This window comes from Blastococcus colisei (genome assembly GCF_006717095.1).
GTDB lineage: Bacteria > Actinomycetota > Actinomycetes > Mycobacteriales > Geodermatophilaceae > Blastococcus_B > Blastococcus_B colisei.
In genome coordinates this window covers 1,535,085-1,547,748 of sequence record NZ_VFQE01000001.1, presented here as the reverse complement: position 1 = coordinate 1,547,748, position 12,664 = coordinate 1,535,085, and the positions used below count along the sequence as shown (strand labels likewise).

11 protein-coding genes are annotated in these 12,664 nt (G+C 73.6%); 6 read left to right on the top strand and 5 right to left on the bottom strand.

Going from position 1 to position 12,664, the window contains the following annotated elements:
- Window positions 1-33: 33 nt before the first annotated feature.
- Together FHU33_RS07375 and FHU33_RS07370 are read left to right on the top strand one after the other, a co-directional pair.
- Window positions 34-285 (top strand): type II toxin-antitoxin system CcdA family antitoxin, encoded by a 252-nt coding sequence (locus FHU33_RS07375; protein ID WP_246063383.1) that lies wholly within the window; start codon window positions 34-36, stop codon window positions 283-285.
- Entirely contained in the window at window positions 282-668 is a 387-nt protein-coding gene (locus FHU33_RS07370) for a hypothetical protein (protein ID WP_142024755.1), read from the top strand. The genes FHU33_RS07375 and FHU33_RS07370 overlap by 4 nt, the downstream gene beginning before the upstream one ends.
- A 5-nt stretch (window positions 669-673) precedes the next feature.
- Here FHU33_RS07370 and FHU33_RS07365 read toward each other — a convergent pair whose 3' ends face one another.
- From FHU33_RS07365 to FHU33_RS07355, 3 genes are all read right to left on the bottom strand, one after another.
- On the bottom strand, window positions 674-3,952 hold the full coding sequence (locus FHU33_RS07365) for a DEAD/DEAH box helicase (RefSeq protein WP_142024754.1): 3,279 nt from the start codon (window positions 3,950-3,952) through the stop codon (window positions 674-676).
- Window positions 3,953-4,012: 60 nt separating this feature from the next.
- The gene (locus FHU33_RS07360) at window positions 4,013-5,341 is read right to left on the bottom strand and encodes an adenylate/guanylate cyclase domain-containing protein (RefSeq protein WP_142024753.1); all 1,329 of its coding nucleotides are present in this window, start codon (window positions 5,339-5,341) and stop codon (window positions 4,013-4,015) included.
- Between the two features lie 90 nt (window positions 5,342-5,431).
- The gene (locus FHU33_RS07355; protein ID WP_142024752.1) at window positions 5,432-5,965 is read right to left on the bottom strand and encodes a DUF4916 domain-containing protein; all 534 of its coding nucleotides are present in this window, start codon (window positions 5,963-5,965) and stop codon (window positions 5,432-5,434) included.
- A 132-nt stretch (window positions 5,966-6,097) separates the two neighbouring features.
- Between FHU33_RS07355 and FHU33_RS07350 the strand changes: the two genes are divergently transcribed.
- Window positions 6,098-6,763 (top strand): helix-turn-helix domain-containing protein, encoded by a 666-nt coding sequence (locus tag FHU33_RS07350; protein ID WP_142024751.1) that lies wholly within the window; start codon window positions 6,098-6,100, stop codon window positions 6,761-6,763.
- Window positions 6,756-7,511: a hypothetical protein gene (locus tag FHU33_RS07345; protein ID WP_142024750.1), complete on the top strand. Its 756-nt coding sequence runs from the start codon at window positions 6,756-6,758 to the stop codon at window positions 7,509-7,511. Before FHU33_RS07350 ends, FHU33_RS07345 begins: the two co-directional genes overlap by 8 nt.
- Before the next feature lie 97 nt (window positions 7,512-7,608).
- On the opposite strand, the gene FHU33_RS07340 is transcribed toward FHU33_RS07345, so the two are convergent.
- Together FHU33_RS07340 and FHU33_RS07335 are read right to left on the bottom strand one after the other, a co-directional pair.
- The gene (locus FHU33_RS07340) at window positions 7,609-9,000 is read right to left on the bottom strand and encodes a DUF4407 domain-containing protein (RefSeq protein WP_142024749.1); all 1,392 of its coding nucleotides are present in this window, start codon (window positions 8,998-9,000) and stop codon (window positions 7,609-7,611) included.
- A gap of 116 nt (window positions 9,001-9,116) precedes the next feature.
- Window positions 9,117-10,754 carry a sigma-54-dependent Fis family transcriptional regulator gene (locus tag FHU33_RS07335; RefSeq protein WP_142024748.1) on the bottom strand — a complete coding sequence of 546 codons (1,638 nt, stop codon included), beginning with the start codon at window positions 10,752-10,754 and terminating at the stop codon, window positions 9,117-9,119.
- A 146-nt stretch (window positions 10,755-10,900) separates the two neighbouring features.
- Here FHU33_RS07335 and FHU33_RS07330 point away from each other — a divergent pair, with 146 nt between their 5' ends.
- Together FHU33_RS07330 and FHU33_RS07325 are read left to right on the top strand one after the other, a co-directional pair.
- On the top strand, window positions 10,901-12,079 hold the full coding sequence (locus FHU33_RS07330) for an LLM class flavin-dependent oxidoreductase (protein WP_142024747.1): 1,179 nt from the start codon (window positions 10,901-10,903) through the stop codon (window positions 12,077-12,079).
- A gap of 74 nt (window positions 12,080-12,153) precedes the next feature.
- Window positions 12,154-12,663, top strand: a complete 510-nt coding sequence (locus FHU33_RS07325) for a flavin reductase family protein (RefSeq protein WP_142024746.1) — start codon at window positions 12,154-12,156, stop codon at window positions 12,661-12,663.
- Window position 12,664: the final 1 nt, after the last annotated feature.

The following is a 12,664-nucleotide window of genomic DNA, read 5'->3' as shown; positions in this document are numbered from 1 at the left end:
CCCACACCTCTCAAGAATGTGTATGGTATGCGCATGGCTCGCGTCAACATCACGGTTCCGGACGAGCTGGTCGAGCAGGCGCGCGAGGCGGGCCTGAACGTGTCGCGGCTTGCCTCTGCCGCTCTTGCCGAAGAACTCGATCGGCAGGCCAAGGTCGCCGCACTCGATGCCTACCTGCTGGAACTCGACGCGGAGCTCGGTCCGATCTCGGCGGCCGAGGCCGAGGCCGCGCAGACCTGGGTGGCCGGGCTGCCGACGACACCGAACGCCGGCCGTCCCGCGTGACCCTGGTCCTCGATTCGGGCGGTCTGACCGCACTGGTGGGCGAGCGAGCGCGACTTCGCGAACTCCAGCGGCGGGGTCTGTGGCCGGCCCAGGTTCCCGCGGTGGTGCTCACCGAAGCGCTCACCGGTGACCATCGACGCGACTTCCAGGTGAACCGCCTGCTGCGCGCCTGCCAGGTCCGTCCCGTCACCGAGGTGCAGGCGCGGGAGGCCGCCGTCCTGCGTACCCGCACGGGGCGCGCGGGAGACATCTCCGCCGTCGAAGCCGTGGTGGCCGCCTCAGCGAGCACCCGACCCGGCAGCGTCGTCCTGACCAGCGACCCCGGGGACCTTCGGGCCCTGTCAGAACACGCCGGCCACCGATTCGCCGTCGTCCGCGTGTAGCCGGATCAGGTGAACAGGCCGCGGATGTCGTCGGCCGTCAGCGCGCCGGACAGGGCGCCGGCGTCGTCGTCCAGCACCCGGGCGAACAGGTCGCGCTTGCGCGCCTGGAGCGCCACGACCTTCTGCTCGATGGTGTCCGCGGCCACCAGCCGGTAGACCATCACCGTCTTGTCCTGGCCGATCCGGTGCGCGCGGTCGACCGCCTGCGCCTCCACCGCCGGGTTCCACCACGGATCGAGCACGAACACGTAGTCGGCCTCGGTGAGGTTGAGCCCGAACCCGCCCGCCTTGAGGCTGATGAGGAAGACCGGCGCGCTCCCGCCGCGGAAGAGATCGATCGCCCCCTGCCGGTCGCGCGTGCGCCCGTCGAGGTAGGCGTAGGGCAGCCCTTCGGCGTCCAGCCGCGCGCGCACCGTGCCCAGGAAGCCGGTGAACGAGCTGAACACCAGCGCACGATGGCCCTCGGCGACCACCTCCTGCAGGTGCTCGAGGAATGAGTCGGCCTTGCTCGACCGGATGCCGGCGTAGGACTCGTCGACCAGCGACGCGTCGAGCGCCAGCTGCCGCAGCAGGGTCAGCGACCGGAAGATGGTGAACCGGTTCTTCTGCAGGTCGTCGACCAAGCCGAGCACCTTGCGCCGCTCCCGCTGCAGGTGGGTGTCGTAGACCTTGCGGTGCTTCGGGTTGAGCACCACCTCCAGCACCTGCTCCTGCTTGGGCGGCAGCTCGGCGGCCACCTGCTCCTTCGTCCGGCGGCGCATCAGCGGCCGGATCCGGCGGCGCAGCGCGGCCAGCACGTCGGAGTCGCCGCCCCGCTCGATCGGCGTCCGGTAGTGCTCGGTGAACCGCTGTGGGTTGGGGAAGAGCCCGGGCGCCACGATCGAGAGCATCGACCACAGGTCCATGAGGTTGTTCTCCACCGGGGTGCCGGTGATGGCCAGCTTGAACCGGGCCGGCAGCCGCCGCGCGGCGGCGTAGGTCTTCGCCGCGTGGTTCTTCACGAACTGCGCCTCGTCGAGCACCAGCCCGGTCCACGGCAGCCCCCGGTAGTCCTCCTCGCCGAGGCGCAGCAGCGTGTACGAGGTGACCACCAGGTCGGCGCCGTCGACCATCTCGGCCACCGACATGCCCAGCTTGCGGCCGGTGGCGTTGATCGGCCGGACGGCGAGGCCGGGCGCGAACCGCTCCGCCTCCCGCACCCAGTTCGACACCACGCTCGTCGGCGCCACCACGAGCACCGGCGCGGTCAGATCACCGGCAGCCTTCGCCCGGCAGACCAGCGCCAGGGTCTGCAGCGTCTTGCCCAGCCCCATGTCGTCGGCGAGCACGCCGCCGAGCCCGGCGTCCCACAGCACCGACAGCCACTGGTAGCCCTGCAGTTGATAGGGCCGCAGCTGCGCATCGAGCCCGGCGGGCGCCGCCGGCGGCGCAGCACCGTCGACGTCCAGCAGGGCCCGGACGTCGCGCGACCACCGCTCGCTCTGCTCGGCCACCACCCCCAGCTCCACCAGCTCGTCCCACAGCCCTGCCTGGTAGCGGCTGATCCGCAGGCCCGGCCGGTCGGTGTCCTGCAGCGCCCTGGCCTCCTCGATCAGCCGGCGCAGCTGGTCGAACTCCGGCCGGCGGACGTCGAACCACGTCCCGCTGGGCAGCAGGAGGTGCTCCTCCCCCGTCGCGAGCGCCGCGAACAGCGGCACGAACGGGATGTCCTCGCCGTCCACGCTGACGGTGACGCCCAGGTCGAACCAGTCGGCGTCCCCGCCGTCGGTGGCGGACACCTCGACCACGGGAACGGCCTCGGTCCGCCGGAACTCCGGCCGCTCCCCGGTCATCTCGACGAGCACCCCGGCGTCGGCGAGCCGGGGCAGGAACTCGGTCACCAGGACGGCGGTGTCCACGCCCGACAGCTCGGCGACCGGCGTCGGGCCGGCCTTCGGGCCGACGTGCCACATGCGCAGCAACCGGTCCGGCGGGGAGGGCAGCGCCCGCAGCAGCCGGTCCTCGGCAGCGAGATCGCGCCCGGAGACACCGTCTCCGCGGGCCAGCGGCACGCGGCGGACGTCGTCGCCGGCGCGGTACTGCACCGACCAGGTGAGGCGGACCCGGTGACCGGCGGCGTGCTCGACGTGCACGCACAGCTGCGGCGGCAGCACCTCCGGAAGCTCCACCGATCCGTCGGACGAGCGCACCGGCAGCGCGCGGCGCAGAGCGGGGTAGAAGCCGGTGAGGAAGCGAGCGCGATCGGCCGGCGGCACCCGCACGGGCCCGCTGGTCACCAGCCGCTCGACGCTCCGGGGAACCCGCTGCAGCGGAACGAGCAGCAGCCCGTCGTCCGGGACGATGCCTGCGGGCAGCCCGTCGGCCGCCGGGGTCAGCGCGGCGCCGTGCGGAGGGCTGCCGAGCAGCCGCACCGACTCCCCCGGGATGCCGACGCCGTCGGCCAGCTCCACCACCGCCTGCACCCGCAGGCCGGCATCCGATTCAGATCCGGGACCACCGTCCCGGCGGACGTCGACCGCGAGCGCGCCCGGAAGCTCGGCGACCCGCACCGGGTTGCCACGCGTGGTCAGCAGGGGCACCCCGTCGTCCATGGCCTGCTGCAGGGCCGGCCACAGCGCGGGACCGAACTCCTCGAGCCGGACGGGCACGTCAGCGGAGCGGTAGTAGTAGCCGGTGCCCTCATCGGCCGCCCGATGAGCCTGGTGGAGCGCCACCAGCGATGCGACGTGCGCGGGGTCGCGCCGCCCGGAGTAGTCGTACGGCAGGTTCCGCCACGACACCCCGGTACGCACCCAACGCCCTTTCGCGCCCGGCACGACCGGGCGCAGCCGTACCGACACCTCGGACGCAGCCCGCCCGCCCGCCTGCTCGACGTCGAACTGCAGTCCGACCGGAGTGGTCCCGCCAAGCCCGGGCTGCGCCGTGGCCGGCACCAGATCGGCCAGCGCGAGCTCCCAGTCCGGCGTGCGAGGAGGTGCGGGCGGCGCCGTGAGGGCCTGCCGGACGGCGACGAGCACCGCGGCGGCGTGCTTGCAGTCCTCGCCGACCGGGCAACTGCACTCGCCCCACCACCGGGAATCGGCGCGGTCGTACACCGCCACGGTCTGGTAGACGCGCCGCTGGCTGCCGATCACCAGGGCGCCGACCTCGCCGGTCGAGCGCGAGTAGGAGATCTCCGAGACGCGGCCCTCGCGAGCGTAGGCAGCGCCGCGCCGCCACGCGTCGTCGCCGACCGAGCGACGGATGACGGCGTCGGAGAGCATCGGCCGCAGCTCCTGGAGCACCGCCCGAGGCTAACGGCGCCGATCGCCGCTGGGCACCGGTCGTCCACAGCGGCGGCACGGTCAATCGGCGACGGCGTAGACCGGCCAGGTCCCCGGAACGCCGGGCAGGGCGCGCACGCCTCGCTCGGCGAAGTCCAACCCGGAGCCGATGACGAGGTCCTTGACCGTTCCCGTCACCAGCACCTCACCCGGCGCCGCCTCGGCCATCACCCGGGCGCCGATGTGCACCGCCAGACCGGAGACGCCGCCGTCCACGCGCTCGACCTCCCCGGCGTGCACGCCCGCCCGCAGGGACAAGCCGAGGCCGCGGGCTGCCTCGTGGATCCCCACCGCACACCGGATCGCCCGCGCCGGGCCGGTGAACGTCGCGAACAGGCCGTCACCGGCGACGTCGATCTCGCGCCCGGAGTGCCGTGCCAGCTCCCGGCGGGCCGCGGCCAGCAACCGTGCCCGCATCGACGCCCATGCGGCGTCCCCGACCCGGGCCGCCAGCGCGGTGGAGCCGACCACGTCGACGAACAGCACGGTCGCCAGCACCCGCTCAGCGGCCGACGGCGCCGGCCGGCAGCCGGTGAGGAACTCCTGGATCTCGGCCAGCAGCTGGTCGGTGTCACCGACGAAGAACAGGTGGTCCTCGCCCTCCAGTTCCACGAAGCCGGCGTCGGGGATGTGCGCGGCCAGGTAGCGGCCGATCTCCGGGCGGAGGAGGTGGTCACCCCGCCGTTGCAGCACCAGCGTCGGCACGTGGATCGCCGCGAGGATGCCGCGGACGTCGGCGATCGGGTAGACGGCGAACAGTCGCCGAGCCATCCCCGGACTGGCCCCCATCCGCTGCAGCCCCGCCCACCAGGCACGCAGACCCGGGTCGTCGGCCCGGCTGGGCGCCCAGGCAGACAGCGCCACCCCTTCCCCCCACCGCTCCACCAGACCGTTCAGCAGCCGCATCATCCCCGCCTCGTCGGCGCCGTGCGGGTACCCGGGCGCGGCGGTGAGACGGGGCGATGCGCCGTACAGCACCAGCGCTTTCGTGCGGTCGGGGTGCTGCGCGGCGAAGAGCATGGCCATCGCTCCGCCCTCGGAGACCCCCAGGAGGGCCGCCTCCTGCGAGCCCACGGCGTCCAGCACCGCAGTGAGGTCATCCACCCGCTCCTCGAGCGTGGCGGACCCGGCAACAGGGTCGGACAGGCCGGTCCCGCGTTTGTCGAAGAGAATCAGCCGGCTGAAGCCGGACAGTCGTTCCAGGAACCGCCGCAGGGTCGGCTCCTGCCAGCCCCAGTCGAGGTGGGAGACGAAGCCGGGCACCAGCACGAGGTCAGGCCCGTCTCCATCGACGACCTGGTAGGCGATGGCCAGATCACCGCTGCGGGCGTACCGGGTCCTCGGCGGCACGGGTCAGTCTGGCATCCGACCAGGGGCGCTGTCCCCCGGAAGCGGCGCCGGGAAGGACGAGATGTCCCGCGGTGGGGCGCCAGGTGACCGTCAGACCCCGAGATGCGCCAGGGCCTGCAGCAGCAGCGTGCTCTGCCCGTGCATCAGCTCGGCCAGCACCGCCGGGTCGCGGGCCTCGAGCGGCGAGAACCAGGTCAGCTCGAGTGCGTCCTGCTGCGGTTCGCAGTCGCCTTCGACCGGCACGACGTAGGCCAGCGACACCGCGTGCTGCCGCGGATCGTGGAACGGCGTCACGCCAGGCGTCGGGAAGTACTCGGCGACGGTGAACGGCTGCGGCGCCGGCGGGACCCGCGGCAGCGCCAGCGGCCCGAGGTCCTTCTCCATGTGGCGGAGCAGGGCCGCCCGGATCCGCTCGTGGTACAGCACCCGCCCCGAGACCAGCGCCCGCTTGATCTGCCCGTCCTCACCGGCCCGCAGCAGCAGACCGACGGCGATCACCGTGCCGTGGTCGTCCACCCGCACCGGCACCACATCGACGTACACGATGGGCAGCCGCTCGCGCGCGGCGTCCATCTCCTCGCGGGAGAGCATGCCGCCACCGGTCTGCGTCGTCAGCTCGGTCATGTGCACTGTCTAACCGATGCCGCTGCTCCGGCGCCGGACCGGTCGGCGGGCGCGTCACCCTCCGGGCCTCGACGATAGATCCAGGGCCGGATTCGGCTTGATGGACAGTGTCGCTGTGACGACACTGTCTGTATGGCGCTTCTGACGACGCAGCAGGCTGCCGACCGGATCGGTGTCTCGGTCCGGCATGTGCAGAGGCTGGTCGCGGGCGGAGGGCTGATCGCGATCGGCCCCGACCGGATCGACGCCGACTCCGTCGCCCAGTGGATCACCCAGCGGCAGGGCAGCCGCCCGCGGGCGTGGGAGGAACCCACCGCCTGGGCCGCCGTCGCGCTGCTGGAGGACCACCCCGCCCCGTGGCTCGGGCAGGCACAGCGCTCCCGCCTGCGGTCCGCTCTCGCCGGCAGCACCGCCGTCGAGCTCGCCGCGCGCACCCGCAACCGGGCCGAGGTCCACCGCTTCCACGCCCACCCGCGGGCACTCGGCCACCTGACCCGGGACGTCGTCGATTCCGGATCAACGGAGGACGTCGGCGGGCTCACCGCGACGGATCGCCTCGACGGATACGTCGCCGCCTCCGCCCTGCGCCGCCTGGTGCAGCGCTACCGGTTGAGTCCCGACCCCGCCGGCAACGTCGTCCTGCGGACGACCGAGATGCCGCCAGACGTGGTCACCGAGCTCGCGGACGGACGTCGCCACGTGCTCGCCGGACTCGACCTGGCCGGCTCGACCGACGCCCGGGAGCGCTCGGCCGGCCACCGCATCCTCGATCGCGCACTGGGATCGCTGCGTGGCTGAGGTCCTCCGGCCACCCACACCGTCCGGCGGGTGGGGCCGTCCGTGGCCGGACGTCGCGGAGCTGGCTGCGGCGGTGCCGTCGTCCGCGTGGACGCTGATCGGCGGACTCATGGTGCAGCTGCACGGCGTCGCCGCCGGCCTGCCGGTGGTGCGCCCCACCAACGACGTCGACGTCCTGCTGCACGTGGAGAGCGCGCGCGGCCGCGCTGCGGAAGTGACCCGTGGCCTGGAGCAGCTGGGATACCAGCTCACGCCCGGCATCGACCCCCGCACGGGCACGGCACACCGGTTCGTCCGCGGTTTCGCCGTCGTCGACCTCGTGAGTTCCGTCGTCGACGTCGTCGCCGCCGATCACGCGCCACCCAGGGCCCTCGAGCGGATCCGCGGCTTCGACCTGGTGCAGATCGACGGCGGGACGCAGGCGCTCCGGCGGACGGTGCTCGCCGAGCTGGCGATCAGCGGATCAGGGACGACGACGGTCAGCGTGCCGGACGCCTTCGGTGCGCTGATCCTCAAGGCAGCAGCGCACAAGGCGGACACCCGCGACCGCGACCGGCACCTGACCGACGCCGCCGTCCTGCTGGCCTGCGTCGACCCGTTCGAGGAGCGCACGCCCTCCGGCAGCGACCGGTCGCGCCTGCTGCACCTCCGGGAGCACCTCGCCGATCCGACCGCGCCGGCGTGGCTGCAGCTCCCCGAGGACGCCCGCCGGAACGGTCAGGCGGCTCTCGACCTGCTGTGCGACTGACTCCGACCGACGCCCTGCGCCACCGGCCGACGGCGTGCGCGGATGCACAGGTCCGAGAACTGCACATCCGCGCACACGATCGCCGGCTCAGACCGGGTCAGACCGGCACCCGGTCCTCGGGACGGCGGCGCACGGTGCGCACCGTCCGGATCGCCGCGTTGCGGGCCAGCTCCCGGATCGGGCCGGTGTCCCACATCTGCCGGGCCGGCTCCGGAGGGACGTCGACGGGCGCCGGCTGCGGCGTCCGGGTCCGGGCCGCCACCTCGGCCAGCGCCGTCCGGCGGCGCGCCAGGATCGCCTCCTTCTGCCGGTCGACCCGCTCCTTCTCGGCCATCACCAGCAGCTCTTCCTTCGCGATCGCCACGGTCTTCCGCGACTCCTGCGCCAGCTCCTCGATGTCGACGTCACCGCGGTCGCGCATCGCGGCCAGCCGGTCGTACGCCGTCGGCGGGCTGAAGTTGAGCAGCAGCTTCATGAGCACCGGCAGGACCTCCACGCTCATGAACAGCAGCGAGAGCATGAACTGCGCGGCGGCGAGCGTGCCGTTGCGATCGCCCAGCCGGTCCAGCGCCTGCAGCCGCATCAGCAGGCCGCCCGAGCCGGTGTTGGTCGCGTCGAACGCGGCCTGCAGCCGGTCCTGCTCGGCCGTCAGCCGCTCCAGTTCCGCCCGGTCGGTCTCCAGCGACGACGCGGCCAGCCCAGCGCTGCGCCCCTCGGCCGCCGACGCCGCGGCCACCGCGGCGTCCAGGGCCGAACGCGCCGAGACGACCACCGCCGCCTGCGCATCGGCAGCAGCCCGCGCCTCCAGATAGGCCTGCCCCGTCCCGGCGTCACCGGTGCCGCACGAGCCGTCGAGCTCGCACTGCGCCTTGGCCTCGAGCTGGCGGGACACCGCCACAGCGGCATCGAGCTCCGCCTGGCGAGCCGTCACGTCCGCACGCACGATCGCGAGTCCGTCGTCCGCACGGCCGCCACTGGCGACCACCGCCTCGGCGGAGGCGATGCCGGCCTCCAGCTCCGGCAGGTGCGCGAACCGGGCGTCGTCGGCCAGGGAAGCCCGGTACGCGTCGCCCTGCTCGGCCTGCATCGTGACGATCTCGGTGTCGATCTCCTTGCCGAACACCTGCATGGTCAGCGGCGTCGCGATGACGACGCCGAGCACCAGCGCCAGCCCCACCCGGGGGACGGCGAGGACGAGGTTCCGCTTCAGCGACGCGTCGTGCGCCATCCCGACCAGCAGCATCCGGTCCAGGTTGACGACCACGAGGCCCCAGCCCAGCCCGACCAGCAGCGCGACCGGCCACCACACGCCGAGGGCCATGTGCACCGCGAAGGCCATCGACACCAGCGCCAGCCCGCCCGTGCTCAGCAGCACCCCGCCCAGCGCCACGAACTTGGCGCGGGCACCGGGCGCCGCGGCCAGCACGTCGGGACGTGCGCCGGCCAGCACGGCCAGCCAGTTGCCGATCCGCCCTCGTCGGAACCTCACGTCAGTGCACCCCCGAGGCGGCGGGGTAGCGGAGAGCCGTCGCCTCACCTGCTCTTATCGGCAGGCCGACCCGTGGCCCCGAACGTGACCGGTCCCACCGGGGCGCCGGTCGACGATCAGAGCCGGTAGATCCGCAGCTTGGCGTAGAGGGTGGGCCGCGCGAGGCCCAGCGCCCGCGCGGCCGCGGTCTTGTTCCCACCGCAAGCGGCCAGCACGTCCGCGATCACCGTCGCCTCGGCCTTCTCCAGCGGGCTCAACCTCCGACCGCCGGGGCTGGCACGGACCGCCGCGGGCAGGTGGTCGACACCGACCGGCCTCCTCCCGGCCGCCGCGACCGCCGTCCGCACGGCGAGCCGGAGCTCGGCCACGTTGCCCGGCCACGGGTGGTCGCGCAGGGCGGCCAGCGCCTGCGGGATGAAGCGGGCGCCGCTCGGCGCGAACGCCCGCACCATCCCGTCGACCTCGGCGGCGCGCAGCCGCAGCGGCGGCAGCTCCACGACGGTCGCGTCCAGCGCGTCGAGCAGCCGGGTCAGGTGGTCGGCCCGGCCGGTGATCGTCGCCGTCACCCGGAGCGGGAGGCCCGGCAGCAGGGCAGCCAGCGTGTCGGCGTCCGCCGCGGTCAGGCGCTCCAGGTGCGCCAGCAGGACCGAGCCGCCCGACGTCCCCTCCAGCTGCCCCGCCCAGGTCTCCGACCCCAGCGCCGCGTCGAGGACGAGCGGCTCGTCGCCCTGGGCCGCGAGCGCCGCGGCGAGCAGGTGCCGCTTGCCCGTGCCGGGCTCGCCGCGGACCGCCACGCCGGCGCCGTCGGCCAGCAGCCGCCCCACCAGCGCGGTCAACCGGTCGGTGGCGGACCCGGTGACCTCGCCGGCACTCGGGGCGTCCGTCGGCGGACCGCCCGGGGCGGACGGGTCCAGGACGAGGACGGCGCCGGAGATCCGCGGCCCCTCGGAGATGAGCCGCAGCGAGGCCGTGCGGTCGTCGAGCTCGGGGATCGAGATCGGGCCGCCGTCCTCCACCGCCCCCAGCACTCGCGACCAGAGGGCGTCCCGGTCGACCTCCAGGGCCGCGGCCGCGCGGTTGGCGATCAGCACGTCGGGACCGAGGGTGATGACCGGCGCGTCCCCGCGCGCCGAGGTCAGGAACTCGTCGAAGAGCTGCCGCTCCCGGGCCCCGGCCGCGTGCAGCAACGCCTCCTGCACCTCCCGGACGAGCGCCAGCACGGCCGGCTGCAGGCGGTCGTTGGTCTCCGCGGCGCGGCAGGTGATGTTGACCGCGCCCACCGCCCGCCGGCTCAGCGGATGCGGCACGGGAGCGGCCACGCAGGTGAAGCGGTGGAACGGCTCCTTGAAGTGCTCGGAGCCGCGCACCATGGTCACCCGTCTCGCCTCCAGCGACGTGCCGAGCCCGTTCGTGCCGGCGTGCTCCTCGTCGAAGGAGAAGCCCTCGACGACCTCCATCCGGTCCAGCTCGGCGCGCAGCGCCGGATCCGACACCCAGCGCCACAGCACCTGGCCGGCGTTGTTCGTGATCGCCAGGCAGGTGTCGCTGCCGACCAGCAGCGGCGCCAGCCGGGCGACGACCGGCACCGCCGCGCGGGCGAACCGCGTGTCGACGTCGGGCTCGAGGTAGGGCAGGTCGACCCGCTGCGGGTCGACGCCGGAGAGCCGGGACCGGCGCCAGGACGTGAGGATCTCCGCCCGCACGCCCTCGGTGGTCTCCTCCCCCAGCTGGAACTGCTCCCACGGACTGACCACCAGCGACCACCGCCCTCCCGGGACCGTCCGCACCCACCGCCGACCGTGCCCCGAGCGGCGGCCGCCGGACCGTCAGATTTCTGAACACCGGCCGAGGTGTGACGCACCTTACGTTCACAGACCACCGCCGTCACGAGGAGAACGACATGGACCGTCTGCGCTTCGGCACCTTCCTGGCTCCCTTCCACCCCGCCGGCGAGAACCCGACGCTCGCCCTGCAACGGGACCTGGAACTGGTCGAGCACCTCGACCGCTGCGGCTACGACGAGGCCTGGATCGGCGAGCACCACTCGGCCGGGACGGAGATCATCGCCTCGCCGGAGATCTTCATCGCCGCGGCCGCCGAGCGCACCCGACACATCAAGCTCGGCACCGGCGTCACCTCGATCGCCTACCACAACCCGCTCTGGGTGGCCGAGCGGATGGTGCTGCTCGACCACCTCACCCGCGGGCGCGCGATGCTCGGCTGCGGCCCGGGCTCGCTGCCCACCGACTCGATGATGCTGGGCCTCACCCCCACCGACACCCGGGAGCTGCTCGAGGTCGACCTCGACATCATCATGCGGCTGCTGCGCGGCGAGACGGTGACCGCGCAGACGAAGACGCACAACCTGGTCGACGCCCGGTTGCACCTGCGCCCCTACACCCAGCCCTGCTTCGACATCACCGTCGCCGCGGTCGCTTCGCCCACCGGTCCGCGCATGGCCGGCACGCACGGGATCGGACTGCTCTCGATCGGCGCCACTCTCACCAAGGACGGCTTCGACGCCCTCGCCCACCACTGGAACGTCGTCGAGGAGCGGGCCGCCGCGCACGGCCAGACCGTCTCCCGCCGCGACTGGCGCCTGGTCGGCCTCATGCACATCGCCGAGACCCGCGAGCAGGCCTACGCCGACGTCCAGTTCGGCATCGAGACCTGGTTCCGCTACTTCCAGAAGACAGCTGCGTTCCCGCAGATGGCGGTCGAGGGCGGCGACGCCAAGGAGATGATCGACTTCATCAACGAGGCCGGCATCGGCGCCATCGGCACCGTCGAGGACGCCCGCGCCCAGGTCCAGCGACTGTGGGACCAGTCCGGCGGGTTCGGCGCCATGCTGCTCCTCGGTCACGAGTGGGCCAACCCGGAGGCGACGAAGCGCTCGTGGGAGCTGATCGCCCAGCACGTCATGCCGCACTTCCAGGGGGGCGCCATCAGCCACGCCCAGCGCACCCTCGACGCGAAGGAGTACGCGATGGGCAAGCGGGAGGGCTACGCGGCCGCGCAGATGCAGGCCGTCGCGACGATGACCGAACGCTACGAGAAGGAGAAGGCCGGCACCGCCTGACCCCTGGTCCGCCGGCGACGTAGGGGCGGGCGGGCACCGCCCGCCCCCACGTCGTCCTGAACGAGGAGCGACAGATGAGCCGACCGTCCGGGGACGACGGCCTGCGCGACCGGTTCCGGGAGGTCATGGCGGGCGTGCCCACACCGGTCTCGGTGGTGACCAGCCTCGACGGCGACCGGCCGCACGGGACGACGGTGAGCGCGTTCGTCTCCCTGTCGATGGCCCCGCCCATGGTGCTCGTCGCACTGGACCGCGGATCGGACCTGCTCGCCGTCGTCGGCCGGACCGACCGCTTCGGGCTCAACATCCTGGGCAGCGACCAGGCGGCCCTGGCGACCGCCTTCGCCCGCAAGGGCGGCAGCCTGAAGTTCGCCGGGGTGCCGTGGGAGACCGCCGACGGCGTACCCCGGCTGCTCGGGGCGCGCGGTTTTCTCGGCTGCACGGTCGCGCAACCGGTCGACGGCGGCGACCACGTGGTGCTGCTCGGGGACGTGCGGGTCGCCGACCCGGGCTCGGGGCGACCGCTGACCTACTACTCCCGCGACTTCGGCACCCACGTCGCGCTCGACGCGGTCCGGCCGTGAA